We start from the raw sequence: 24,116 nt of genomic DNA on the forward strand, positions 1-24,116 counted from the left end.
AATTAAACTTTAATACAGAGATATACATCCAAGATGATGTAAAACTAAGGCTTGTAAAAAATATAAAGCCTAACACTATAGCTGTAAGTCATTTAGATAAAAGCGAGACCAAACCCCTGTGAAGGGCAAGCCTGAGCCTCTTTATGGTAAGCTGACTTCTAACTGCTACAAGGGTAATGTCAATAATAGCATTTAAGTCTTCTTTGCTCGTAATAGCCTCAGTCATTGGCCCAATTCTCAATAGATTAGGCATAAGGGTATTTAATATAGAAGCCAAAATCATCGGCACAACTATTGTAGCCGCTGGGACTTTTTTAAAAATTTAGAAAGCATAATCCTCCGTAATAATGTTATTATACTTATTTATTAAAAAACTACGATTATTTTATTACTTTCTCCAACTTTCCGTATATATCCAAAATATTTTCTAATAAAGATAAAAAACGTCAAGGGAAATTTCCCCCAGCGTTTTTAATGTTAATTTTTTGCTTATAGCCTATTATCTATCCAAGCAATGATATCGCCAATTACTTCGTCTTTGGCATATTCATTCATGATTTCATGGCAAAGACCCTTATAGATTTTAATTTGGCAGTCTTTAGAAGAGTTGTTTTCAAAAAAGTCAAAAGAATCTTTAAAGTTAACTAGGGCATCGTCACTGCCGTGGAGAATTAAAACTGAGTAAGAAAAGTCTTTTTCATTTTCCTTAAACCAAGCTATTCCGTCTTTTAATGCATATAAAAGACCCAGTTGGTATTTTTTAAGGTTTAATGGGTCAGCAACATAGGCTTCTACAACTTCTTTTACAGAGCAAACCCCGTCGCCAAGCTCGTTTGGAAGTTCTGTGTGTGGGTCAAGGCCAGGACCTACCATTTCAGTCAACTTATTATTATCGTGGGTAAGACCACCAGAAGTTATGACTCCAACAAGGTTTTTATCTCTATACTTTGCCCCGTAAAGGCTTACTGCAAAACCACCCATAGAATGGCCTAGCAAGAATACTGGCTTATCAGGATTTTCCTCTATAGCCTTATCTACAACTACATTTACATCTTCTAGCATGTCTTCGTAGTCCTTGTAATATCCCCTCTCGCCTTCAGACTTGCCGTGGCCCCTGTGGTCAAACCTATAGGTCGAAAAACCTGCATTGTGAAATTTCTCAGCCACATAATCGTACCTACCAGAATGTTCTGCCAATCCATGGACAATAACAACTGCAGCCTTGGCATTTTTTGCTTCTTCCTTGTTGTAAAATAAAGCTGTGCCATCAAAAGATTCAATAAAATTTGTCATGATCATTCCTCCAAATTTTTCTATATCGAATATTTGCTCTCCTAAACAAAAGCATTTTATATATTAATACCCCTAAAAGCGCTTTCCTTTTCAATTAATTTTGCTTCTAAAACAATATTTGTTTCTGCCTTTTCATCATTTAAAATCTTTAGAAGGTTATCTATAGCAAAATCAACCTGGTCGGAAATTCTCTGATCTATGGAAGTTATGGCTTGGTTGGTAAAGTCTGTTACATGGATATTGTCAAAACCTATAATGCCAAGGTCTTAAGGGATTTTATTCCTTCATTTACCATAAGTTTATAGGCATTTATATAAAGCCTATCTAACTCAAATTGGATTGAGTCAAATTCTGGGTTTTTCCTTAGAAAATCGATTAATTTCAAGAGGTATTCCTCTAGGTCTTTTACTTTAAATTCAACAAAATTCGCATCGTCATAATACTTATAAAGAGCCACAACAAAATCTGATTTCTTGGCAATATAGGACCTAAACATATAACCAGTATCCAAAGCCATATAGAGGGGTCTCTTGTAAGAATTATCCTTAAAAAGCTTGACAGTCTGGTCTATAGTCTCAATTTCATCTATATAGACGTTTACAATTTTTTCGTTTTAGTCAGTTGTTTTAACATTTAAAAGCGCCATGGGAATAAGAACCGACATATTTATAGCTTTTCGTAAAATCTTTTTTCTTCATAGGTAGAACCCACACAAATAATTGCATCAACCTTGCTTTCAACCAAGACATCAAGATAGGAGACCTTTTTTCATAGGTATCAGTTGTAACGCAAAGAGGAACATCTAGAAATAATGGGAGAAAACAGAAACTCCTATTCAAAAACAGACCATGACGCAACCTTTATGAGAATGAAGGAAGACCATATGAGAAACGGTCAACTAAAACCAGCCTACAATGAACTAGCCGTCCGGATCGTGGAGTACCTTGCAAGCGCATGTTATATTTATTCTTCGTTGTTTTTTTATTAAAATCTCTACTAAAAAATAACAAAATGAAAAGAAAAACATTAACGATACTACAAATCCTGGATAGGAAAATGATTTCTCAACATAATTACTCATAAAATTATTTCCTGAAAAAAATGATAATATGGCTAAGCCTATATATAATAATATTTTTTTATTTTTTTATTCATAATTACCTCCTATAAAAATCTATATTATGTATATATCCTAAATTGATTATATATATAAAAGGAGCTTTTTCCAAAATAAAATCGGGACTAAACTACAACAGATTCCACCACAGAGGAAAATCAAATATAAGAAATGAGATATGCCTATTATCTATGGCACTAAACTTAAATAAATTGGCATCAAAAATAAAAAATAAGAACTTAGAAATTATAAAATACAAAGCTGCTTAAGAAAAAAATATTTACAATAGTAAGCTTTATTAATTGAGCCTATTTTTAAGGAAAATGTGGAAAAATTTATTATCATCTTAAAAAACTTTATAGAATCTAATAGCTTGATATAGATACACAATAAAAAAGATGATGAGCAGGATAGATTTGCCTATTCTGCAACACCAGCTTTTTACCTGTTTTTAATTTTATAAAAATACCATAGAAAATATATGGGCCGCAAAGCCTGCGCATAGGCCTCCTATGGTATGGGAGAGGATGGCGGAGCTTGTCATCTCCTTTGTCTTTAGGGCATCCATCATGGCTATATGGGTTGATAGATAGCCTGACCAGCACATGCACATGGAGGTAAAGACTGCTATATCATTTCCCGTAACTGTCATTCCATTTGCGAATTCCTTAACCAAGCCTATGGCAGCACCAGCAGAACCTAAGGCTGTTATTGGAACTGCTATAAAAGAATCACTAGAAAATCCAAATATAGGGCCTAAGATAAAGGATAATTTTTCCCCAAGCCAAGGAAGAAAAGCAACTCCCTGGCCAATTTCTCCTGTATATCCACCAGCTGGCATAGGATTTGTAAGAAGCATGACCATAGTACAGATTGTGATCACTCCAGGAATAATAGCAACTCCCATGTCGACTCCACGCTTACCTCCGTAAAGAATCGCTTCTATAGCACGAGATCCAAAAGAACCTTCCCTCACTATCCTAGATCCTTCTGGTATAATTTCGACATTTTCTACTTCTACCATCTCTTCTGTTCCGTAGTGCTTTTTCGTAAAACTTAGCATTATCCTAACCGATACGACTGATCCTACAAAGGCTCCTAGATTTCCAATAAGAGAAGCCTTAACAGCTCCTTCTACAGGAAGGGAGAACATGGTTGTAGTCACAATAAGGCCCATGCCAAAGGAGGTTCCTAGATTGCATAGGGCTGGCATTTGGAATTTTCTGAAGTATTTTTTGAAATTATCTTCATCTGCCAGAGTAAGGATTGCTGGATTGTCTGATAAATAGCAATTTAGTATGCCCAAAGAAGAAGCTCCGGGCAGATTATAGATAGGTTTCATAATCTTAGATAAGAGGACATCTACCAAGGCAATAAAGCCAAATTCAGAAAAAAGACTGGATAGAGCCCCTGCTATGACAGAGATACCCATTATGTAAAAACAAGTATCCATCAAAAGCCTGTAGGCCGTATTCATTATGGTCGATAGCATATTGCTTGGCCCCATAATATGGCCAATCCAGGAAAAGATTCCAAAAAACACGATTATAAAGATAAAATTTTCTAAACTTATATTTTTCTTATAGCTTCTATTCATGATTACACCCCTTTATTTATCTATGAAATCCCGATAATTAAATACCGACTTCTTATTTAAATCATATAATTTAAAGAGATTTTAGTCAATCTTTATAGAAGAATAAATTATTTAAGTCTCTTCATCTTTTATTTAAGCGAAAATTCCAATCTATTTAAAGCTATAAATTTGACAAGTTTTTGGAAAATAAGTCTACTTAAGTCTATTATTATAATTAAGATGTAAGTCAAACACAGAAAGCTTTAAATATCTAAAATACACTAAATTATCTTATCTATAATCTAATTATTTCCACAGAAAAAGCTCCAGCAAGGCCTGGAGCCAAAATCTTATTCTAAAGAATCGTCGTCTGATCCTATATTATCTTCATTTATATTCTCTTTTTCAACTTCTTGCGATTCGTCACTTTCATCCTTATCTAGATTTTTAGTGTCTACATCGGTATTTTCTCTTATATCACTTTCACTAGTATCTACTGCCTTTTTGTTTAGGATTTCCATAAATTGGTCACCTGTTATGGTCTCCTCTTTTAGTAGGAAGTCTGATATTTCGTGAAGTTTGTCTATATTATCCTTAAGGATTTCTATAGCTCTCATATGAGCCTTGGCTATAATTTGGGCAACTTTTTCGTCAATCTTGTTACCTGTTCCATCAGATACTATCATAGATCTTTGGCCACCTAGGTATCTTCCTTGGATTTGTTCAAGTTGCATGAAGTCAAACTCATCATCCATACCATAAATTGTAACCATGTTTCTCGCCATGGCGGTAGCTCTTTCTATATCATTAGAAGCTCCCGTTGTTTTGGTATTAAAGATCAACTCTTCAGCAGACCTACCACCTGCAAAGGTAACTATTTCATCAAATAGCTCTTGCTTGGTCATGATATATTTTTCGTCCTTGTCCACAGTCATTGTATAACCTAGGGCTCCACCAGTTCTTGGAACTATGGTAATCTTGGTTACCGGAGTCTTCTGGGTTTGGATAGCTGCTACTAAGGCGTGTCCTACTTCGTGGTAAGCTATGATTTTCTTCTGATCATCACTTATTACAGCGTTTTTCTTTTGCTGACCAGCTATTACTGTCTCGATTGATTCCTCGAGATCTTCTTGAGTAAGCTTGTTACGGCCTTCTCTTACAGCACGAAGGGCTCCCTCGTTTATAATATTTGCAAGGTCAGCACCGCTTGTACCAGCAGTTCTTTTGGCTATTTCTTCATAGTCAATATCATCTTCTCTTTTGATATTTTTGGCGTGAACTTTAAGGATGTCTTCACGGCCCTTAAGGTCTGGTAGTTCTACTTGAACTTGCCTATCGAAACGACCAGGTCTAGTAAGGGCTGGGTCCAGGATTTCTGGTCTGTTGGTTGCTGCAAGAAGCACAACTCCTTCAGTCGCATCAAATCCGTCCATCTCGTTTAGAAGTTGGTTTAGGGTTTGTTCACGTTCATCATTTCCAGAATATCCAGATACGTCACGCTTTTTACCTATAGCGTCGATCTCGTCTATAAAGACTATACAAGGTGCTTTTTCCTTGGCTTGTTTAAAGAGGTCACGGACCTTACTTGCACCCATACCTACGAACATTTCCACAAATTCTGAACCTGAAATTGAGAAAAATGGCACGTTGGCTTCACCTGCTACGGCTTGGGCCATTAGGGTCTTACCTGTTCCTGGAGGACCTACTAAAAGGACTCCCTTTGGAACCTTGGCTCCTATTTCCTTGTATTTTCCTGGATTATGGAGGAAGTCTACTATCTCACTGAGTGAGTCTTTGGCCTCTTCTTGACCTGCAACATCCTTGAAGGTCTTTCCAGTTTTGTTTTCTACATAAATTTTGGCGTTAGACTTACCGAAGTTCATGAAGTCTCCGCCGCCACGACCTCCCATGGTCTTTGTAAGAGATCTTGAGGCAAAATAAAATATTACCCAGATGAAAACTAAAGGCAATATACTTGTCAAGAACAAGGAAAGATAAGGGTTCATTCTCGTTTCAATCTCTTGAGAGAATATTAACTTATCATTTCTTTCTTTGGCCTTAAGAAGTCTATCTGTAAGGTCTGTATCTTGCCATAGACCTGTCTCGTAGGCATTTTCATCCCCATCTACTTTTGCCTTGAAGGTGTATTTTTGATCATCCTTAGATACTTCTGTAACTTGATCGTTTTCGATCATTTCAACAAATTGGCTGTAGGATACTTCTTTTACATCTGTATCTTGCGCTATTGGATTTAGCGCAAAGCGTATCACTACAAATAATACTATAGCAACCAACCAATAATATAATAGAGGTTTTTTGCTTGGATTTCTCTTAGCCATCTAACCCACTCCTATATATATATTTATCGAGCAGTAATTCTAGAGCTTCTAATTCATCAACTATGGTTTGTAAGTTGACATCTATCCCATCTTCTGGAATGTCTTCCTTTATTTTTTGGAAGTAGTCATCTACCATCTTTGCTGCTTTTTCTCCATCTTTTGTAAGCATCACGTTAACTACTCTCTCATCTTCTTCACTTCTTACTCTATTTACAAAGCCTTGCTTCTCAAGTCTCTTGCAAATATTTGAAATATTACCTCCGGTTATGCCTATGGCCTTGCCGAGGCTACCGATAGATACTGCCTTATCCCTATTTGAATAAAGGGTAATAATCATCTTTAGCTGCAGAGGGGTTATCCCTAGTTCATTTGCAGTATCTTGTAGTAATAAGTCGATTTTATGTGAAATTTCTCTAATCATAGAGAATATAGAATTATTAAATTCAAAAAAATCTATATGTTTTGCTGCCATATCTCCTCCTAAATGTACTATATTATTATTTTACATATAAGTTAAATTTTTTCAATAAAACTTATTTATGCTTTAAATATATTTCATACACATTTCAATATTTGGGAGAGTTAGGACCTAATCATAGTATCTTTTCATCCAAATATGTTCTATTCCACCATCATCAAAGACTTCTCCCTCTCTTTTGAAACCGAAAGAAGCATAATAGTCAGAAACATACTCTTGGGCATTTATTCTAACCTCTTTGGCATCGAGCTCTTTGTCTATATATTCCATAACTTCAGAAAGAAGTTCTTTAGCTAGGGATTTGCCCCTGAAGTCCCTGTGGGTTACTACCCTTGATATTTGATATATTTTATTTTTTTCATCGATCTTATGTATTCTCATATAGCAAACTACAGAATATCCTTCTTTGATAAAGGCGTGATCTGCTATATAATCCATAGCATCGAGATTTCTCATGTCCATGGCTTGTTCATGGATGAAGATATCATTTCTTAGTTGGGCTATTTGGTATATTTCGTCTCTTTCTAACTCTTCAAATTTCTTTATTTCAACCATAGGCTTCCTTCCTTTTTTCTCTTCTACTTGGACTTTATTTTTGTAATATACCTTACTGCTTCTAAGCTTGCAATTTGTCCCTGGCCTACTGCCCTCATTATTTGGTAGGGAGATCCCGTGACATCTCCTGCGGCGAAAAGACCCGCAATATTTGTTGCCATATGAGAATCTACTTCTATGTGATTGTCTTTAATCTTTACTGATGGGACCATTCTTTGAGCCTTGGATGAATCTTTTATGATGAAAAATCCATCTGCCTTTATTTTCTTCCCAGACTTAAATTCCAAAACTTCCGCCCTATTATCTCCTCTAAATCCAAGGGGAACTTCTCCTTCTATTAGATTTATAGCAGGATCTAAGTTGATATCTTCCTTATACATATTGACAAAGCTAAGCTTACCTACTATTTCTGCTATAAAGTTGGCTTCTTCGACACTTTCTTCATTGTAGCCTATAAGGACAACTTCCTTTCCCTTATAGAGGGCCGCATCACAGGTGGCGCAATAGCTTATTCCCTTAGCGAAATATTCCTCTTCTCCTACTAGGTCTTTTGTTAGCTCTATACCTGTTGCCACTATTACAGCAAGGGCCTCAACCATTTCTCCCGACTTAAGCATCAAAGCATGGTAGTCTCCCATGGCATAGACAGTTTGGACCCTCTCTTCACTAAAGTTTATTTCATAATCCTTTAGAGAGTCCTTAAATCTCTGGTTTAGCTCGCTTCCCCTTATATCCCCAAAGCCTAAGTAATTTTTAATAGATTCTGTTTTAGTAAGCTTAGGAGAATCCTTGCCGAAGATTATTACAGACTTATTTCTGATTTTTGCATTTAAAGCGGCGCTAAGCCCTGCAGGACCTGCGCCGATTATTGCTAGATCATATCTCATTATTGATATTTTTCCATTTTTTCTACTATAACTTCTCTAGATTGGAAGCCTACTAGGGTATCCTTTAGGACTCCATCCTTAAATATCATAATCGAAGGAACTGCATTTACATTATATTGGCTTGCTATATCTTCTGATTCATCAATATCTATGTTAAATATTGTATATTCACCCTCAAGTCCCTCGAGAACTGGTCCTTGCATCTTACATGGTCCACACCAGGTAGCTGAAAAGTCTACTAGCATTAGACCCTTGCCGTTTTCTACTTCACTTCTAAATTCATTAGAGTTTAATCTTTTCATCTTATCTCCTTTGTTCTACTAATCCTGAAACTTCACTTACTGGTAGAGAATATATAATTCCCTTTCCTTCCTTGTCAAGTTCCATCTCCTTATATATTTTACCCCTAATAGTATCTTCTAATTCTTTTTTTATTAGCATTATTACTATATCTTTTTCAGGCTCTATATTCATATTCAAAAATATAGAACTCTTAACATTTTCTGCAGATCCTCTTCCATGGACAAGGGTTGCTCCACGTGCTCCATTATCCTGGGCAATATGAACTGCTCTTTGGCCCTCGTGTCTATCTACTATTACATATAGGCATACGTAGTCCATCATATAATCCTTTCTGTCAAGCGATGTGCCAAAGGCTATACCTGTGTTTACATCTTCTAACTTATCTTTAATTTTATCAAATAAAACATCAGTCTTCTTCTCATCAAATAAAATACAAGAGTAATTGGAATTATAGCGAAGGATGCATTAGTTATTCCACTAATAAGGGCAGATGTATGGGCTGCTTCAGCAATCTCCATATTTGTATTTCCAATTGATAAACTCATCAAAATTCCTGCTATAATAGGTCCAGCCGAAGCAATCCCTACAAGTCCAAAGGAATCATCTTCTGACATATCACCCTTTAGGGAGGCAACCCCTAGTCCCAGAGATATGATAAAGGGGGTGGTCATTGCTCCTGTAGTAGCCCCTGATGCGTCAAAAGCGATAGCATGGCCAAAGTTATCAGCAAATATCATCAATACAAATATAAGAGAGTATATCCATATCATTAGGCTCGATAGTCTAATCTCCTTAAATATTCTGTAAAGTCCGATAGATATCATAATGCCAACACCAAGGGATATTATAATAACTATGATTTGAGGAGAAAGTCCAACTGCACTGGTTATTTCATTAGCAAGTATCAAAAGATCCGGTTCTGCTACAGATATTATAAATCCTATAAATACACCAAAAATAATTACAGCTATTATGGAATTAAATCTTGCGAGAAACTCTCCCATCATTGAACCTATTTTTGATATAGACATCTCCACGCCTGTTAAGAATACCGCTAGTCCCAATATAACTCCAACACATCCTAGGAGAAAATTAACTAGTAATTTGCTCTCTACTCCAACAAAAAAATTAAGGATTAATACTAGAAGGGCTATTGGAACGACTGCCTTCGCATTGTTTTTTATTTCTTCAAAAAATATATTACTCACCTCAATTTTGTTTATAGAAAAAGAGGCAATCAAACGACTGTCTCTTCTTCATGGTAGCCTATTAATTTACAGCTTGAGATGCTGTAATAATTGCTATTTCGTACACATCTTCTTCAGAACAACCTCTGGAAAGGTCGTTTACTGGTGCGTTAAGACCTTGTAGTATTGGACCTAATGCCTTGTATCCACCAAGTCTTTGGGCTATCTTATAACCAATATTTCCTGCTTGTAGGTCTGGGAAGATAAATACATTACACTTACCAGCTACTTCAGATTTTGGAGCCTTTTGAGCTGCTGTTTTTGGATCGATTGCTGCATCGAATTGGATTTCACCTTCAACCCTTAGTTCTGGATCAATCTCTAGGGCTCTTTGTTTAGCCTTAGCTACCTTTGTAGCTAGATCGTGGTGGGCTGAACCGTGAGTTGAGAATGATAATAATGCTACATATGGGTCCATACCAAAAGATTTAGCACTTTTTGCAGTTTCAACTGCAACTTCTGCAAGCTCGTCAGATTCTAGGGTAATATTTACAGCTGTATCTGCAAATACCAATTGATTTCCGTCTGGTCCTATCATTACCATAACTCCTGATACTCTATTAACACCAGGTTTTGTTCTAATTATTTGAAGAGCTGGTCTAATAGTATCTCCTGTAGTATGAACCGCACCAGATACCATTCCATCGGCATAGCCTGCTTTAACTAACATAACTCCGAAATAGTTTACATTAGTTCTTAGTAAGAATTCAGCTTCTTCTTTTGAAGTCTTTCCTCTTCTTACCTCAACGAAAACATCAACTAATTTATCGAAATCTTCGAAATATTGTGGATTTATGATTTGTAAATCACCAAGTTTTAGTCCTTCTTTATCAGCTGTTTTTTGGATTTCACCTTGATCTCCTAAAACTATTGGTGTAAGAAGTCCCTCTTCTTTATGTCTTAAAGCAGCAGCTAGAACTCTTGGGTCGCTACCTTCTGGTAAAACGATTTTTAAGTCTTTGCCTGCTATGGTTTTTCTTGCGTTTTCTAGTATACCTTCTGGCATTTAGTCCTCCTATTTTTTATTTCTATAATATAACTATACCCATTAATTTTTAAACGTAAGCTTAGTTATTTAATTAACTTTTTGCTTTATTTAATGCTTCTAGCTCATTAGTGGCTAGGTCTTTTTCGCTTGCTCCATTAACAATTTCCTTAAGGTAAACTGTGGAGCCTTCGCTTGAATAAAGACTAGTCAAAACTATACCATTATGGAAATTATCAAGCAAACATAAGGTAAAAGATAAACTTCCAGTCTGTCCATCAAATGCATCAAAGTTTACAACAGCCATATTACTTACTGCACCCATAGTGGTGTCCTTAGCCTCTATTGCCCTTTGATCTATTGTTCTAATTTCCTTATTCGAATTTTCAATCCTTTCGTTGATTGAAACTAAAAGTTCCTCTAAGTTAAGGTCTGCATTGTTTCCTCTTAAGAGATGGTCGTATCTTTGCTTTTGCCTTCTTATCCTATTATTCATAGACATAATAAAGGCAAATTCAACCACCACTAGGACGAATAATATTCCTATAAATACTCCTGTCATTATTTCCTTCCTTCGATAATTTTAACATTTTTTTGATACAAGTTCTCGCACTTTTCTAGAAAATAGTCATAATCATAAGTCTCTTTGGTATATTTGAGATTGAGCTCAATGGTAGGCATGGCAGATCTTATAGCCTCCCTAAGGAGATTGTTCGCTATAATCCCATCCGATAGATTCTTCCCCCTTTTAAGGATATCAGAAAACTCTTCTAGGGCCTTAAGAGAGATGTCCACCATCTCTATCTGAGGTCTTGCCGCTTCTAAAAAGAATTTTTCTTCGAAGTTTTTCCTCTTTATCTCGGCTATTAACCTTTTAGTTGCGTCTACATCTTCTTGAATTAATTCTGTGAGCCTCTCGCTAATCTTTGTTTCACATGAAACATCTCCCATCATATTAATGAGATTGACTGCCATATTGGCCACAAGTATTACAACAGCTCCTCCTCCAGGATTCGGTCTCATATTTTTGATTTCTGTAAGGAGTCTTTCTACACTCATGTCAACTATCTTCATCGCCAAGTCTCCAATAAATATTTTCTATATCATCAACTGTGAAACAATCTATTATTAGTTTGTAGGTCTTACCAGTTTTATCTATTTTTACCTTAGATCCAACTTTTTCCATAAATTTCTCCTCATAATCTTCTAAGAGGATCTTATCTATATCGCTTAGGCCTTCTGGTTCTCTTTTACCCTTACTCTTATTGCTTATTTTTTCTGCATCTCTTACATTTAATTTTTTGTTTATGAAACCATCTAGGGCTTTCTTTCTTTCTTCCTCATCCTTTATAGATAGGAGAGTTCTAGCTTGGGAGGCGGAAATTTTTCTATCAGCCAAAGCCTCTCTTTCATCATTATTAAGTTTAAGTAGTCTTATGGTGTTAGCTATATAAGACCTCGACTTACCCATGGACTTGGAAATTTCTTCCTGGGTCATGGAGAAATCGTCTATGAGTTTCTTGTAAGCCTGGGCTTCCTCAAGAGCACTTAGGTCCTCTCTTTGGATGTTTTCTACTAGAGAAAGGATGTCTATTTCTTTTTGATCAAAATCTCTAACTATAGCGTCGATTTTCTTAAGTCCAGCTAAGACACTTGCCCTATATCTTCTCTCTCCAGCTATGATCTCGTATTTGTCATTCTTTTTACTTAACACAATAGGATTTAGGAGGCCATATTCCTTTATAGATTCTGCCAATTCCTCTATATTTTCGAAATTCTTCCTAGGCTGGTCGCTCCTTGCTTGTATTAAATCAATATCGATTTTTTCTATACTTCTTATATCTTCTTCTATTTCAGGTATGAGAGCCGATAGGCCTCTGCCTAAGGTTTTTCTTCCTGTCATCTTATCCACCTATCAATTCTTGGGCGAGCATCTTATAAGCTGTTGCTCCCTTTGATCTTTCCTCATATTCTAAGACAGACTTCCCATATGATGGAGCTTCTGCAAGTCTTACATTTCTCGGAATCATTGTCTTAAATACCTTGTTTTTAAAATATGACTTTACTTCCTCAACAACCTCATAGGATAAATTTGTCCTCTTGTCAAACATGGTTAAAAGGACTCCTTCTATCTCAAGGTCCTTATTTAAGGAATCCTTAACTAGCTTGTAGGTATTCATCAATTCACTTACTCCTTCTAGGGCGTAATATTCTGTCTGAATAGGAATTATTATCGAATCACTAGCAACAAGAGCATTGATCGATAGAAGTCCCAAACTTGGTGGACAATCAATTAAAACAAAATCGTATTCTTCTTCAAGTTTTCCTATAATTTCCTTTAAGACCTCTGTCCTTGAAACTGGATCTAGATTTACAAGCTCAACTTCAAGACCTGATAGAGAAGACTCGGAATTAATAAGAAGTACTCCTGATTCAGTTTCTTTTATATATTTAGAAAAATCAATTCTCTTTTCATCTTCTGTTCTAACTTTTTTATTTTCTTCTAATTCTTCTTCTTTTTCATTCTTATCATCTAGAATCTCATTAAATAAGTCATAAACTGAATCGCCCTCTTTATCAACTCCCAATCCTGTGGTTGTATTGGCCTGAGGGTCAATATCTATTACGAGGACTTTTTTTCCTTCTTTTACCAAGGCTACCGAAAGATTTACTACGCTAGTAGTTTTTCCTACTCCACCTTTTTGATTAAATATTGATATTATCATACTTACCTCTCATTAATGTTATAGCTAAATCAATCGCCCTGTTTTTTGCTCTCAACCTAACTCTATTTCTATCTCCTTTGAAGTTATATTCTTTTGGAATGTATTCTCCCTTATACAAGACTCCTACAAAAACTTTCCCCAGATGGGCATAACCGGTTGTGGCTATAGTAAGTTCTGCCTTAGTTTTTTTATAAAGTCCATCAAGCATTTCCTTAAGAACTTCCTTGCTTACTACATCATATTTTTCTATTGTTTCATATGAAACATTTAATAAATCGTGTTTTGAAGAATTGGCATAGGTAACATAACTTTCCTTAATAACATCACTTGCCCCATCAATATCAATTATAGAGCTAGCTATTAAACCACCAGTAAAGGATTCTGCAGTCGCTACAAACTCTTTTCTTTCTCTAAGTATATCTATTAGAACTTCTTCTTTTCTCTTATCTTCGAAAGTTATAATATAATCTCCTAGAGATTCTTTTACATCGTTTATTCCCCTAGCTAAAAGCTTGTCAACTTCAGCTTCACTTTTTCCGCTTGCAGTTATCCTTAGTATACATCCATTATCTGTAGCATAAGGACTTATGGTAGGATTTTCCCCTGAAAGGTCTACCCTGCTTGCCATATCCCATTCACCTAGGAAGGCTGTTTTTACTGTGACAGATTTGATAAAGGAATCTTTCATAATGTGTTTTGCGACTTCCTTATCAAACATGTATGTCATCTCGTGAGGTGGACCTGGCAAGAGTACAAACTTAGTCTTGTCAGATTCTATAATACAACCTGGCGCTGTTCCTTTTGGATTTTTAAGTATTATGGCATCTTCAGGAAATATTGCCTGTTTTTTATTAATATCTATAGCTTTGTCATCTTTAGAAAAATATTCTTCCAAAGCTCTAAGAGAATCTTTATCTACTAGCAGTTTATTTTTATTTGCGACCTTCATTACTACTTCTTTAGTTATATCGTCCTCTGTTGGTCCAAGACCCCCTGTTATGAAGACATAATCGTAAAAATCTTCTTTTAGGACTTTTTCAAGTCTTTTAAAGTTATCACCAACAGTTACCATCTTATAGACATTTATTCCCATGTCTTTGAGATGGCTTGCTATGTATTGTGAATTTGTATCTACTATATTTCCTAATAAAATCTCAGTTCCCACTGAGCAAATTAAAGCTTGCATATTTACTCCTTTTGCTATCTTATATTTTACCACAAAAAAAGGGGCTCTTGCAAAACTACGGACAAGGGTCCTACCATAAATTATGGTAATTCTGCAATAGCTCCTTTAAAACTCTCGGATTAATTTCTTGGATTTTTTCTAAAATCAATTAAAAACTTGATGGCAAATCCTATCGCTATAATACAAGCTAGTCCCAAGACCTCATTAGGAAATACCGCTACTAAATTATTCACCATATGGACTAAGATGACTTCCTTTACATTCCTTCTATAATAATATATATATCCTAGAACTAAACCTATGAATAAAGTGTTAAGTCCTTGGATTAAATTTAGGTGATAGATAGCAAAAGTAAGGGCCGTAATTATTATCTTTGCCTTGGGACTTTTCTTTAGCTCTGCAAAAAGTATTCCTCTGAATAAATACTCTTCTAGAATTGGTGCTAGTATTACTACGCTAAAAATCATCAAGACATACTCGTAGTTATTGGAAAATGAAAGAGCTTGGTTCAAGGTCTCTATTACATTATTAACATAAGCATTATCTTCAAATATTTTCATTATGGCTGAAACTAATAGGTTTCCAAAGCCTGCAAGACCTAGACCGATGATTACTAATTTATAGGAATCCTTTTTTAAACTCCCTATTTTTATATAATCATCTCTATACTTTTTAGATCTAATCTTTACGAAAATTCCTACAAAAATTAATTTACTTACTTGAGTTATTACTAGATAGTAAAGGGGTTGGACCTCTCCTAGAATTAATCCTGAAAGAATCCCGACTCCTATATCATAAAGTATATTTACTATTAAAAAAATTACCGCTATCATAATTTCACATGAAACATCACAGAGGGGATTTCTTAGGTAGATTTTTTCCTCTTGGATATTTCTTCTTAGTTCTCCTTATTTTTTCTACTACTATATTTACTCTCTCATTACCGTCCAAATCAAATCTATCAAGCTTTATAACTCTGCCGCCTAAAATATCTATAGCTTTTTGAGCATTTTCTAATTCTTCATCTGCCCTAGGTCCCTTAAGAGCTATGAAAATCCCACCGACTTTAAGCATTGGAAGGCAATATTCGGAAAGGGTGGCCATGTTTGCCACAGCCCTTGATACTACAACATCATAAGTCTCTCTTTCCTCTTTGGCGAAATCTTCAGCCCTTGTGTGGATAGCTCTAGCCTTTGTAAGGCCTAATTTTTCTATCACTTCATTCATAAACTTTACTTTTTTGTTTACTGAATCAATTAGGGTAAGGTCGATATCTTTTTCAATCCTTAGAGGTATGCCAGGAAAACCAGCCCCAGCCCCTATGTCTAGGACCCTATCTCCTTCTTTGATGTAATCTAGTACTGTCAATGAATCCTTGAAGTGTTTGGTCTCAATTTCACTAGGATCTGTTATTGCCGTAAGGTTGGTGTGGCTGTTTACCTCTAGCAAATAATCCATATATATTTTATAAGCCTTATCCATCTAACTCTCCTGTCTTAAGTCTGATTAATAGGACATTGATGTCTGCCGGAGATACTCCAGAAATACGAGAAGCTTGACCAATAGATTCTGGTTGTATATCGTTTAGTTTCTCAGCTGATTCCTTTTTTAGACCTGGAATTTTGAAATAATCAATATTCTTCCTTAGCTTCTTACCCTCCAGCTTCTTGAACTTATCTATATCAGCCATCTGTTTTTTGATATATCCTTCATATTTTATTTCAGTCTGAGCTTGTATTTGTTGAAACTTTGGTAGCTTTGGTCTTTCTGGATCGAACACCTCTAGCATTTCATAATCCAACTCAGGTCTTTTTAATAGGTCATGGAGGCTCATTCCATTATTTAAAGGAGTAGTTCCTAATTCTTTCAACTTTTTGTTAGTTTCCTCTTTTGGAGTTAGCATAACAGTTTTAAGTCTTTCTATCTCCTTATCTATGGCAGTTCTTTTGTCTACCATTTTTTGGTATCTTTCTTCACTCACAAGTCCTATCTTGTAGGCTCTTTCTGTAAGTCTTTGGTCTGCATTATCTTGTCTCATAGTTAGTCTGTATTCGCATCTTGATGTCATCATCCTATAAGGCTCTTCTGTACCTTCTGTAACCAAATCATCTATTAGGACTCCTATATATCCATCAGACCTATCCAGAATAAAAGGATCTTCTCCCTTGATTTTAAGAGCTGCATTAATACCTGCTATGAGCCCTTGGCCCGCTGCTTCTTCATAACCACTTGATCCATTAATCTGACCTGCGAAATAAAGACCCTCATAGTCTTTTGACTCCAAAGTCCTATAGAGATTTCTGGTATCTATCATGTCGTATTCAATAGCGTAAGCTGGTCTCATAATTTTGACATCTTCAAGACCAATTATAGTTTTGTAGAAATCAAACTGAACTTCTTGAGGTAGGGATGAGGATACTCCTTGGACATACATCTCATCAGTAGTGAGTCCTTCCGGCTCAATAAATACTTGGTGGATATCCCTGTCAGGAAATCTTACCATCTTATCCTCAATCGAAGGACAATATCTTGGTCCGACCCCCTTGATATGACCTCCATAGATTGGTGACCTATCTAGGTTATCCATGATGATTTGTTTGGTTTCAGGTCTAGTATAAGTTAAATAACAATTTTCCTGGTGTCTATCTGAGAAATCTCTTCCTTCGTTTAGGAAAGAGAAAGGAATTACCTCATCGTCTCCTTTTTGAATTTCAGTTTTTTCTAAATGGAGGCTTTTTCTATCTACTCTAGCTGGTGTACCTGTCTTAAATCTTCTAAGCTTAAATCCCAATTCCTCTAAGGAATCTGAGAGGTAGGTGGCAGCAGATAGACCGTGAGGACCTGATACTTTCTCGTAATCTCCTATGAGTATTTTCCCATTTAGATAAGTTCCCGTAGCTATTATAAGCGCTTTTGTTTCAAAGATTGCTCCTTCTACTGTTTCACATGAAACAATCTTGCCGTCTTCATAATTTATCTTGTCTACTTCTTGTTCGAATAGGTCAACTTCTTTCTCAAGAGTTTTTTTCATCTCTTCGTGGTAGAGTCTCTTGTCTGCCTGAACGCGGAGGGAGTGAACAGCTGGTCCCTTGCTGGTATTGAGCATTCTAGATTGGATAAAAGTCTTGTCGATATTTAGGGCCATTTGACCACCCATAGCATCAATTTCTCTTACAATGTGACCTTTGCCAGTCCCGCCTATGTTGGGATTACATGGCATGTCTGCTATTGATTCCATACTAGTTGTTAAAATTAGTGTTTTAAGACCTAGTCTTGACGCAGCAAGACCTGCTTCGCAACCAGCATGGCCCGCTCCTACGACTACTACGTCATAGCTTCCTGCTTTATATTTATTTTCCAACGCAAAACTCCTTAAATACTTTATCCATTATTTCATCCGAAACAGCTTCTCCGATTATAAATCCTAAATCATCATAGGCTCCCCTTAGATCGACCTCACAAGCATCAAGCGGAATTCCTCTTTTAATATCTACTAGAGACTCACTTAATTTATTAGAAGCTTCTTTCAAGAGTCTCTCGTGACGGGTATTTGTTATTAGAACAGACTCCCTTTTTATATCTTTGGTATTAAACATCTCAGTTATTGCTTCTTCTAGCTTATCAATTCCTTCATCCTGGGCCATAGAAGTCTTTATCGTAACTTGATCGAAATCATGAAAGAATTTATCTTCAAGGTCAGCCTTGTTTAGGATTATGATAGCATTCCTTCCCTTGATTAAGTCTATGATTTTCTCATCTTCCTTATCAAAAGGTCTAGATGTATCAAAGATCGCTATTATTAGATCAGATTCGTCAATAAGTTCTATAGACTTATCCACTCCAATCTTCTCGACCAAGTCATCAGTTTCTCTAATACCAGCCGTATCATTGATTTTTAGGGTGAAATCACCAAAAGAAATATATTCTGTAATAAGGTCCCTAGTCGTACCTGGAACATCTGTAACTATAGCGCGATTTTCCTTCAGCATTTTGTTTAGTAAGGAAGATTTTCCTACATTTGGTTTTCCTATAATAGTTGTATTTATTCCATCTCTAAGGATTTTTCCTTTATTAGAGGTGTTTAAAAGCTTATCTATAGTAGCTTTAGCCTTTTCCATATAAGAAATTATCTCATCTGGTGAGAGATCTTCTCCATCTTCTGTAAAATTAATAGAATATTCTAATCTTGAAAGGGCATCTAAGAGATCTTGTCTGATTGATGAGATTTTTTCTTTGACAGAACCTTGTAATTGGTGAATACTTTCCTTTTGGCTAAGATCGTTGGTAGAATTTATTATATCTAGGACAGCTTCCGCCTGGGATAAGTCGATTCTTCCATTGAGGAAGGCTCTTTTAGTAAACTCTCCCCCTTCTGCCATATCGCAGCCCTCATCTAGCAAGAGATTTAAGATTTTTTTGACCGAAACAAATGACCCGTGGCAGTTAATCTCACAAATATCTTCCCTGGTATAGGTAAATGGTCCCTTCATAAAGCAGACCATCACCTCATCGATTGTCTCGCCTTTCCTGTCTTTAATAACTCCATAGCGCATCTTTCGATTATCCTTATCCTTGTCAAGCTCCTTTCCATTTATAGGACTAAACACTCGACTGATAATATCAAAAGACTTACTTCCACTCATCCTGACTATGGATATACCACCAGTCCCGGATGGAGTAGATATTGCAGCAATTGTTCTTTCTTCCATAATTACTCCTTTAACTATACACTACTTTGACTAGTGGTTTGTAACATAAGAATTATAGTGGAAAATCCTAATTTGTCAATAATTATAGGCTTACATGAAAAATTTCTAGAAAAATCCCCTTCTATATGATATATTAAGTATGTAATATAATTTTTTGGAGGGATTATGCAACTACAATCATTAAGCTCTCTACAATGGAATCTCATAGCAGGAGGTCTAGCCATATTCCTATTTGGTATTTCCCTCATGGGAGATGCTTTAACGAACTTTGCAGGACCTAAGCTAAGAGGATATGTAGAGAAATATACTTCCAATCCGATAATGGGAGTTTTAGTTGGTATAGTCATAACTGGTTTAATCCAATCCTCATCAGCGACGACAGTTATAGCCATAAGTTTTGTAAGAGCAGGAGTTATGAGTCTCGAACAGGCTATAGGTGTCATTTTGGGTGCAAATATTGGTACAACCGTTACATCTATATTGATTGGTTTCGATTTAGGATATCTATCGTATTTCATCGCCCTATTAGGCGTACTTTTTACGATGTTTTCAGCGAAAAGAAAAAATAAATATATCGGAGAAATTCTAGTAGGATTCGGCCTACTATTTATAGGACTTGAAATGATGGGATCATCCCTATCAGAGTTAAGTAAAATAGACGGTTTTGAAAAAGCAGTAGCTAATATGGCTAGAAACCCAATAATAGCAGTAATCGCCGGAGCAGGACTTACAGCCTTGATCCAATCATCATCTGCCTTTATCGGTATTACTCAGTCCTTATTTGCTTCAGGGGCCATAGACTTAAAGCTTGCCCTAGCACTTATGTTTGGTGCAAATATAGGTACATGTATAACTGCAGTCTTAGCCTCACTTGGTGGATCACTATCCTCTAGAAGAACATCAACTTTCCATGTATTCTTTAATGTGCTCATATCAGTAATATTTTTGATCTTCTTAGACCCTTACGAAAGCCTAGTAAGAACAATAGCGGATTTCTTGGGAACAAACAAGTTGATGACAATAGCAGTGGGCCACTTTACCTTTAACTTTATAGGTATGATTTTATTCCTACCTCTTATCAAGTATATAGGTAAGTTCTTGAGAAAGCTTATCCCAGGTAAGGATTCAATATTCTCTGATCTCGGAGATATAGAGCTAGATAATAAGCTAATAGAAACTTTCCCTTTGGCTGCTCTTGATCAAATAAAGGCTGCGATTCTTAAGGAATCTAAGGTTGCCCTAGAGACAATAAAGCAAACAAAGCTTTACTTATTAGAAAAAGATAGAAAATATTTAGAAACTGCTAACCAAGCAGAGTCTATTGTAAATGATATGGATACCAAAATCCAAGCCTATCTTTTAGCTATAGCCCAAAACTCTGGGCCAATGGATTTGGAAGTTGAAGTTCAAAACTACTTACAGATTCAAATAAATGTAGAAAGAATCTCAGACCTTGCTCAAAATTTGGGTGAGTACTATGAAGAAATATATGAATCTAACGCAAGTTATAACGAAGAAGCCTTGTCAGACTTGGAAGACATATATGATTTAGTAATCAATAACTTTGTTAACGCTATAGAAGTTTTTGATAGCAAAGACCAAGCCGTATTTAGAAGACTCGGCGAAGACGAGGCAGCTCTTGACCTTATGGAGACCACACTAAGAAAGGCCCACTACAAGAGACTTGCCAATGGTGAAGATATGACAAGTATAGCTTCATATGTATTTAACGACATCTTATCGACCATGGAAAGAACCGGAGACCATGCTTATAACATCGCAAGACTAACCATGGATCCTGTTAAAGTCCATACAGATAACCACTCTAAATTCGATCAAGTTTCACATGAAACATTTTAAAAAGCCGGATCAACCGGCTTTTTGCTTTTTTATTTTTCGCAAAATAAAAAAGCCTGTGAAAGGTCACAAGCTTATTCTACATAGTCAACTACAACATATCTTTTAGGATCAGTTCCTTCAGAGTGACTTGATACATTTGGATATTTACTTATCTCTTCGTGGGCAAGTCTTCTCTCGTAGGAATTCATATATCTTAAATTCCAAGATTTCTTACTTCTTTGAACTTTCCTAGCAGTATCTGCAGCAAGGTCTATTATTTTCTCATCTCTTCTCTTCTTGTATGAGTTAATATCAATATTAATTCTAACATTGTTTCTTCTTGAATCTATAGCTTTTCTTATAATAAGTTCAATCGCATCTAGGGTCGAACCGGCCTTACCTATAGCAATTCCTGTATCTTTCTCAGAAACTTTGGCTTCAAGCTTTATGATATTATCTTCTAGATTTCCTATAACAGTAACATCTTCGAAATGCATAGCTAGAAGGATTTTCTCTAATAGGTCCTTTGCCTCATAGAACTTGTCTATATCAGCCTTTTGCTTGGCTCTTCCGTAATCAACAGGCTCTGTCTTTTCTTCTACTTCTAATTCTTCTTCTTTGTTTTCTGTAACTTCAGGAAATTCTTCTTTGTTGTCTATGATTTCTTCTTCGCTATCGTCTTCATTTGCTGTGAATTTAGTATCTTCGATCTCTCTTTCAAGATTAGATAAAGCTTCTTTGATGTCTTCTTCGTAGCTTACTCTTACTACTGCATCCTTACTTCCAATAAGACCTAAAAATCCAGTAGATTCTTCTTCAATAATCTCAACTTCTACTTCATCTCGACTCTTGCCAATTTCTTCTAGAGCAAGCTCTATAGCCTTCTCTTTAGTTTTGGCGCTTTTAATTATTGACTTTTTCATTTTCTAACTCCATTTTTTTATTTCTCATTGAAAAATGCATTATAACCATTATTACTAATCTAAATAAAGAACTTAGGGTGTAATATAGTGGTAGACCTGCAGGGAGACCTCTAAATACAAAGAAATACATCAAAGGCATGAGTAAAAGCATGTTATTCATTCCTCCCATTGCCCCTCCTGCTTGTTGCATTTGTGGATTGGTCTTCATTGAGAAAAGTTGTACACCAACTTGGGATAAAGATGTAAGTAGTGGTAGGCCGAACCAATATGGATCTTTTTGAAGTAGGTCTGGTATCCAGTAGAAATTGGTTCTGATATTATCAAGGCCTTCTGTGAATACATATTTAGTTGTATCGCTCATCATTCTAAACAATCCAAAAAGTATAAGGATTTGGATTATCATTACAAGACAACCAGAAAGACCAGGAGTAACTCCTTCTTCCTTATATAGTTCTTGCATCTTTTGTTGCATGATTTGTTGATCGTAGCCATATTTTTTCTGGATTTCTTCCATCTTTGGCTTGAAAACCTTAGTTCTTTCAGCTTGTTTTTGTTGGCTAACGGTCATTGGTATAATTAAAAGACTCACAAGCAAAGTCATTATTACTATCGCTATGGCATAAAAACTAACATTTGTAGGTTCTGTGAAATTCGCCGCGAGATAATCATATATCCATCTCATAAGCTGACCTAAAATGCCGGCTATAAACTTAATCATATAAACTCCATCTATTTCATTTAATCTACTGGATCATATCCACCCTTAGAGAATGGATTGCATCTTAATATTCTCCAAAAAGACTTGATAAACGCTTTCAAAAACCCGTATTTTCTGAAAGCTTCCAGTGCGTATTGGGAACAAGTCGGGTAGAACTTGCACTTGGAAGGTCCTAATTGGGGAGAAATAAACTTTTGATAAAACTTAATAAGTCTTATAAACAACCTATTTATCATAATAGACTATATTTTTCTTAAAAGCCTTACTCAAAACATGACCCAAGGATTTTTTTAATTTGTCATAAGTAAAATCTGTCGTATGTTTCTTAGGAATAATTACTATATCTACTCCATTTATAGAAGCATAATTAAGCCTAAGAATCTCTCTTAACTTCCTTTTTAGTGAATTTCTTTGGTTGGCCTTGCCGATTTTTTTGCTAATAGTAATTCCAAATCTAGGATGGTTTAGGCCGTTGTTTTTGATAAGTACAGTGAAATCCCTATTATAGAAAGCTTTGTTTTTCTTGTATACTCTTTGAAAATCTAAATCTTTTCTTAAACTAATTCTTTTTTCCATATTAAAAATCTAAAATACATATAAACAAGAGCCTTAAAAAAGGCCCTCTCTCTAATCTATATATTACTATTTTAGCCTAAGCAGATAATCTTTTTCTGTTTTTTCTTCTTCTAGCTTTAAGTACTCTTCTACCGCCTGGGCTTGACATTCTTTTTCTAAAGCCGTGATCTTTAGATCTCTTTCTTCTATTTGGTTGATAAGTTCTCTTCATGCTTACACCTCCTACTCTTTTTTTGACTCATACTATTATATTGAAATAAAGCTAATCTGTCAAGATATATAGGCAAAAAATATTACATCGCTAAGGATAGATTACCCCTATGAATAATTTATGCATTAGGTCTTTGGATAAATAATCAAATATCAGGGTTAATCATGCATATATTTTCAATGTGGATAAAATTGGGGATAGAATAATTTTACACAAGTTGTAAACAAAAATTTCTTATGAATAAAATTTAAAAATCATCGATTATTAATTTTCGTTTTGGCTTAAATTAGTGATTTCTGAAAAAAGTATGAAGAAGGATAAATAAATACACAGACTTATCCACATATCCACTAGAAATTTCGGCCTTTTCAAAGTGAAAAAATAAGTTTTCCCAAAAATATAATAAAAAATGTGGATAAGTTGATTAAATCGCTTGATTATAGTATAA

Annotated in this window: 29 protein-coding genes; 2 read left to right on the top strand and 27 right to left on the bottom strand. The window is 35.5% G+C overall.

The genetic code is table 11. The features are described 5' to 3' along the window. Positions 1 to 88: 88 nt before the first annotated feature. The 4 genes from APRE_RS09535 to APRE_RS09960 all read right to left on the bottom strand — a co-directional run bounded on the left by APRE_RS09535 (position 89) and on the right by APRE_RS09960 (position 1,810). Entirely contained in the window at positions 89 to 322 is a 234-nt protein-coding gene (locus APRE_RS09535) for a 2-keto-3-deoxygluconate permease (RefSeq protein ID WP_257005705.1), read from the bottom strand. Between the two features lie 167 nt (positions 323 to 489). Continuing rightward, entirely contained in the window at positions 490 to 1,293 is an 804-nt protein-coding gene (locus tag APRE_RS08750; protein ID WP_015778628.1) for an alpha/beta hydrolase, read from the bottom strand. A 56-nt stretch (positions 1,294 to 1,349) separates the two neighbouring features. Beyond that, the gene (locus APRE_RS10015) at positions 1,350 to 1,550 is read right to left on the bottom strand and encodes a type 1 periplasmic-binding domain-containing protein (RefSeq protein ID WP_338025058.1); all 201 of its coding nucleotides are present in this window, start codon (positions 1,548 to 1,550) and stop codon (positions 1,350 to 1,352) included. Continuing rightward, positions 1,544 to 1,810 carry a hypothetical protein gene (locus APRE_RS09960; protein ID WP_015778629.1) on the bottom strand — a complete coding sequence of 89 codons (267 nt, stop codon included), beginning with the start codon at positions 1,808 to 1,810 and terminating at the stop codon, positions 1,544 to 1,546. The genes APRE_RS10015 and APRE_RS09960 overlap by 7 nt, the downstream gene beginning before the upstream one ends. Positions 1,811 to 2,490: 680 nt before the next feature. On the opposite strand from APRE_RS09960, the gene APRE_RS09545 reads away from it, so the two are divergent. Further along, positions 2,491 to 2,679: a transposase gene (locus tag APRE_RS09545; protein WP_081440708.1), complete on the top strand. Its 189-nt coding sequence runs from the start codon at positions 2,491 to 2,493 to the stop codon at positions 2,677 to 2,679. A gap of 188 nt (positions 2,680 to 2,867) precedes the next feature. Here the strand turns inward: APRE_RS09545 and APRE_RS08760 are convergent, their stop codons facing one another. The 18 genes from APRE_RS08760 to mnmE form a co-directional block, all read right to left on the bottom strand. Then, positions 2,868 to 4,007, bottom strand: a complete 1,140-nt coding sequence (locus APRE_RS08760; RefSeq protein ID WP_015778630.1) for a CD0519/CD1768 family membrane protein — start codon at positions 4,005 to 4,007, stop codon at positions 2,868 to 2,870. A gap of 329 nt (positions 4,008 to 4,336) precedes the next feature. After that, positions 4,337 to 6,325, bottom strand: coding sequence for an ATP-dependent zinc metalloprotease FtsH (ftsH, locus tag APRE_RS08765; protein ID WP_015778631.1), 1,989 nt, complete (start codon positions 6,323 to 6,325; stop codon positions 4,337 to 4,339). Beyond that, complete coding sequence (locus APRE_RS08770) at positions 6,318 to 6,797, bottom strand: MarR family winged helix-turn-helix transcriptional regulator (protein ID WP_015778632.1); 480 nt, start codon at positions 6,795 to 6,797, stop codon at positions 6,318 to 6,320. The genes ftsH and APRE_RS08770 overlap by 8 nt, the downstream gene beginning before the upstream one ends. Positions 6,798 to 6,914: 117 nt before the next feature. Next, positions 6,915 to 7,358 carry a GNAT family N-acetyltransferase gene (locus APRE_RS08775; protein ID WP_015778633.1) on the bottom strand — a complete coding sequence of 148 codons (444 nt, stop codon included), beginning with the start codon at positions 7,356 to 7,358 and terminating at the stop codon, positions 6,915 to 6,917. 23 nt (positions 7,359 to 7,381) lie between these two features. Beyond that, complete coding sequence (locus tag APRE_RS08780) at positions 7,382 to 8,245, bottom strand: NAD(P)/FAD-dependent oxidoreductase (RefSeq protein WP_015778634.1); 864 nt, start codon at positions 8,243 to 8,245, stop codon at positions 7,382 to 7,384. After that, positions 8,245 to 8,547 carry a thioredoxin family protein gene (locus APRE_RS08785; protein ID WP_015778635.1) on the bottom strand — a complete coding sequence of 101 codons (303 nt, stop codon included), beginning with the start codon at positions 8,545 to 8,547 and terminating at the stop codon, positions 8,245 to 8,247. Before APRE_RS08785 ends, APRE_RS08780 begins: the two co-directional genes overlap by 1 nt. A gap of 1 nt (position 8,548) precedes the next feature. After that, on the bottom strand, positions 8,549 to 8,869 hold the full coding sequence (locus tag APRE_RS09800; protein WP_174250195.1) for a transcriptional regulator: 321 nt from the start codon (positions 8,867 to 8,869) through the stop codon (positions 8,549 to 8,551). A gap of 53 nt (positions 8,870 to 8,922) precedes the next feature. After that, a complete protein-coding gene (locus tag APRE_RS08795; protein ID WP_015778637.1) occupies positions 8,923 to 9,789 on the bottom strand; it encodes a DUF1538 domain-containing protein in 867 nt (288 codons plus the stop codon). A gap of 28 nt (positions 9,790 to 9,817) precedes the next feature. After that, positions 9,818 to 10,801 carry a phosphate acetyltransferase gene (pta, locus tag APRE_RS08800; RefSeq protein WP_015778638.1) on the bottom strand — a complete coding sequence of 328 codons (984 nt, stop codon included), beginning with the start codon at positions 10,799 to 10,801 and terminating at the stop codon, positions 9,818 to 9,820. Positions 10,802 to 10,874: 73 nt separating this feature from the next. Beyond that, positions 10,875 to 11,342, bottom strand: a complete 468-nt coding sequence (locus APRE_RS08805; protein WP_015778639.1) for a DUF4446 family protein — start codon at positions 11,340 to 11,342, stop codon at positions 10,875 to 10,877. Beyond that, positions 11,342 to 11,854: a cyclodeaminase/cyclohydrolase family protein gene (locus APRE_RS08810; RefSeq protein ID WP_015778640.1), complete on the bottom strand. Its 513-nt coding sequence runs from the start codon at positions 11,852 to 11,854 to the stop codon at positions 11,342 to 11,344. Before APRE_RS08810 ends, APRE_RS08805 begins: the two co-directional genes overlap by 1 nt. Continuing rightward, positions 11,841 to 12,683 (bottom strand): ParB/RepB/Spo0J family partition protein, encoded by an 843-nt coding sequence (locus tag APRE_RS08815; protein WP_015778641.1) that lies wholly within the window; start codon positions 12,681 to 12,683, stop codon positions 11,841 to 11,843. The genes APRE_RS08810 and APRE_RS08815 overlap by 14 nt, the downstream gene beginning before the upstream one ends. A 1-nt stretch (position 12,684) precedes the next feature. After that, on the bottom strand, positions 12,685 to 13,506 hold the full coding sequence (locus APRE_RS08820) for a ParA family protein (RefSeq protein WP_015778642.1): 822 nt from the start codon (positions 13,504 to 13,506) through the stop codon (positions 12,685 to 12,687). After that, positions 13,487 to 14,692, bottom strand: a complete 1,206-nt coding sequence (locus tag APRE_RS08825; protein WP_015778643.1) for a CinA family nicotinamide mononucleotide deamidase-related protein — start codon at positions 14,690 to 14,692, stop codon at positions 13,487 to 13,489. Before APRE_RS08825 ends, APRE_RS08820 begins: the two co-directional genes overlap by 20 nt. A gap of 119 nt (positions 14,693 to 14,811) precedes the next feature. Continuing rightward, positions 14,812 to 15,525 (bottom strand): CPBP family intramembrane glutamic endopeptidase, encoded by a 714-nt coding sequence (locus tag APRE_RS08830; RefSeq protein ID WP_015778644.1) that lies wholly within the window; start codon positions 15,523 to 15,525, stop codon positions 14,812 to 14,814. Between the two features lie 16 nt (positions 15,526 to 15,541). Continuing rightward, complete coding sequence (rsmG, locus tag APRE_RS08835) at positions 15,542 to 16,174, bottom strand: 16S rRNA (guanine(527)-N(7))-methyltransferase RsmG (protein WP_015778645.1); 633 nt, start codon at positions 16,172 to 16,174, stop codon at positions 15,542 to 15,544. Beyond that, positions 16,167 to 18,053, bottom strand: a complete 1,887-nt coding sequence (mnmG, locus tag APRE_RS08840) for a tRNA uridine-5-carboxymethylaminomethyl(34) synthesis enzyme MnmG (RefSeq protein WP_015778646.1) — start codon at positions 18,051 to 18,053, stop codon at positions 16,167 to 16,169. The genes rsmG and mnmG overlap by 8 nt, the downstream gene beginning before the upstream one ends. Beyond that, on the bottom strand, positions 18,043 to 19,401 hold the full coding sequence (mnmE, locus tag APRE_RS08845) for a tRNA uridine-5-carboxymethylaminomethyl(34) synthesis GTPase MnmE (RefSeq protein ID WP_015778647.1): 1,359 nt from the start codon (positions 19,399 to 19,401) through the stop codon (positions 18,043 to 18,045). The genes mnmG and mnmE overlap by 11 nt, the downstream gene beginning before the upstream one ends. 165 nt (positions 19,402 to 19,566) lie before the next feature. On the opposite strand from mnmE, the gene APRE_RS08850 reads away from it, so the two are divergent. Further along, positions 19,567 to 21,261: a Na/Pi cotransporter family protein gene (locus APRE_RS08850; RefSeq protein ID WP_015778648.1), complete on the top strand. Its 1,695-nt coding sequence runs from the start codon at positions 19,567 to 19,569 to the stop codon at positions 21,259 to 21,261. 71 nt (positions 21,262 to 21,332) lie between these two features. On the opposite strand, the gene jag is transcribed toward APRE_RS08850, so the two are convergent. From jag to rpmH, 5 genes are all read right to left on the bottom strand, one after another. Continuing rightward, positions 21,333 to 22,163: an RNA-binding cell elongation regulator Jag/EloR gene (gene jag, locus APRE_RS08855; RefSeq protein WP_015778649.1), complete on the bottom strand. Its 831-nt coding sequence runs from the start codon at positions 22,161 to 22,163 to the stop codon at positions 21,333 to 21,335. Continuing rightward, on the bottom strand, positions 22,144 to 22,881 hold the full coding sequence (locus tag APRE_RS08860) for a YidC/Oxa1 family membrane protein insertase (RefSeq protein WP_015778650.1): 738 nt from the start codon (positions 22,879 to 22,881) through the stop codon (positions 22,144 to 22,146). Before APRE_RS08860 ends, jag begins: the two co-directional genes overlap by 20 nt. Before the next feature lie 20 nt (positions 22,882 to 22,901). Beyond that, positions 22,902 to 23,117, bottom strand: coding sequence for a membrane protein insertion efficiency factor YidD (yidD, locus tag APRE_RS09550; protein WP_015778651.1), 216 nt, complete (start codon positions 23,115 to 23,117; stop codon positions 22,902 to 22,904). Next, positions 23,107 to 23,457, bottom strand: coding sequence for a ribonuclease P protein component (gene rnpA / locus APRE_RS08865; RefSeq protein WP_015778652.1), 351 nt, complete (start codon positions 23,455 to 23,457; stop codon positions 23,107 to 23,109). The genes yidD and rnpA overlap by 11 nt, the downstream gene beginning before the upstream one ends. 76 nt (positions 23,458 to 23,533) lie before the next feature. Continuing rightward, entirely contained in the window at positions 23,534 to 23,668 is a 135-nt protein-coding gene (gene rpmH, locus APRE_RS08870) for a 50S ribosomal protein L34 (protein ID WP_004836563.1), read from the bottom strand. Positions 23,669 to 24,116: the final 448 nt, after the last annotated feature.

Source organism: Anaerococcus prevotii DSM 20548, from assembly GCF_000024105.1.
Classification (GTDB): domain Bacteria; phylum Bacillota; class Clostridia; order Tissierellales; family Peptoniphilaceae; genus Anaerococcus; species Anaerococcus prevotii.

What these genes read in the sequence shown, in the direction of transcription:
- pta (WP_015778638.1), bottom strand. Translation starts at nt 10,801, where the DNA reads ATGCCAGAAGGTATACTAGAAAACGCAAGAAAAACCATAGCAGGCAAA.
- APRE_RS09960 (WP_015778629.1), bottom strand. Translation starts at nt 1,810, where the DNA reads ATGGCTTTGGATACTGGTTATATGTTTAGGTCCTATATTGCCAAGAAA.
- jag (WP_015778649.1), bottom strand. Translation starts at nt 22,163, where the DNA reads ATGAAAAAGTCAATAATTAAAAGCGCCAAAACTAAAGAGAAGGCTATA.
- APRE_RS08775 (WP_015778633.1), bottom strand. Translation starts at nt 7,358, where the DNA reads ATGGTTGAAATAAAGAAATTTGAAGAGTTAGAAAGAGACGAAATATAC.
- APRE_RS08750 (WP_015778628.1), bottom strand. Translation starts at nt 1,293, where the DNA reads ATGACAAATTTTATTGAATCTTTTGATGGCACAGCTTTATTTTACAAC.
- APRE_RS08860 (WP_015778650.1), bottom strand. Translation starts at nt 22,881, where the DNA reads ATGATTAAGTTTATAGCCGGCATTTTAGGTCAGCTTATGAGATGGATA.
- APRE_RS08850 (WP_015778648.1), top strand. Translation starts at nt 19,567, where the DNA reads ATGCAACTACAATCATTAAGCTCTCTACAATGGAATCTCATAGCAGGA.
- APRE_RS09800 (WP_174250195.1), bottom strand. Translation starts at nt 8,869, where the DNA reads ATGATGGACTACGTATGCCTATATGTAATAGTAGATAGACACGAGGGC.
- mnmE (WP_015778647.1), bottom strand. Translation starts at nt 19,401, where the DNA reads ATGGAAGAAAGAACAATTGCTGCAATATCTACTCCATCCGGGACTGGT.
- APRE_RS08785 (WP_015778635.1), bottom strand. Translation starts at nt 8,547, where the DNA reads ATGAAAAGATTAAACTCTAATGAATTTAGAAGTGAAGTAGAAAACGGC.
- rpmH (WP_004836563.1), bottom strand. Translation starts at nt 23,668, where the DNA reads ATGAAGAGAACTTATCAACCAAATAGAAGAAAGAGATCTAAAGATCAC.
- rsmG (WP_015778645.1), bottom strand. Translation starts at nt 16,174, where the DNA reads ATGGATAAGGCTTATAAAATATATATGGATTATTTGCTAGAGGTAAAC.
- yidD (WP_015778651.1), bottom strand. Translation starts at nt 23,117, where the DNA reads ATGATAAATAGGTTGTTTATAAGACTTATTAAGTTTTATCAAAAGTTT.
- APRE_RS08820 (WP_015778642.1), bottom strand. Translation starts at nt 13,506, where the DNA reads ATGATAATATCAATATTTAATCAAAAAGGTGGAGTAGGAAAAACTACT.
- ftsH (WP_015778631.1), bottom strand. Translation starts at nt 6,325, where the DNA reads ATGGCTAAGAGAAATCCAAGCAAAAAACCTCTATTATATTATTGGTTG.
- APRE_RS08810 (WP_015778640.1), bottom strand. Translation starts at nt 11,854, where the DNA reads ATGAAGATAGTTGACATGAGTGTAGAAAGACTCCTTACAGAAATCAAA.
- APRE_RS08815 (WP_015778641.1), bottom strand. Translation starts at nt 12,683, where the DNA reads ATGACAGGAAGAAAAACCTTAGGCAGAGGCCTATCGGCTCTCATACCT.
- APRE_RS08805 (WP_015778639.1), bottom strand. Translation starts at nt 11,342, where the DNA reads ATGACAGGAGTATTTATAGGAATATTATTCGTCCTAGTGGTGGTTGAA.
- rnpA (WP_015778652.1), bottom strand. Translation starts at nt 23,457, where the DNA reads ATGGAAAAAAGAATTAGTTTAAGAAAAGATTTAGATTTTCAAAGAGTA.
- APRE_RS08825 (WP_015778643.1), bottom strand. Translation starts at nt 14,692, where the DNA reads ATGCAAGCTTTAATTTGCTCAGTGGGAACTGAGATTTTATTAGGAAAT.
- APRE_RS08830 (WP_015778644.1), bottom strand. Translation starts at nt 15,525, where the DNA reads ATGATAGCGGTAATTTTTTTAATAGTAAATATACTTTATGATATAGGA.
- APRE_RS08770 (WP_015778632.1), bottom strand. Translation starts at nt 6,797, where the DNA reads ATGGCAGCAAAACATATAGATTTTTTTGAATTTAATAATTCTATATTC.
- APRE_RS08760 (WP_015778630.1), bottom strand. Translation starts at nt 4,007, where the DNA reads ATGAATAGAAGCTATAAGAAAAATATAAGTTTAGAAAATTTTATCTTT.
- APRE_RS08780 (WP_015778634.1), bottom strand. Translation starts at nt 8,245, where the DNA reads ATGAGATATGATCTAGCAATAATCGGCGCAGGTCCTGCAGGGCTTAGC.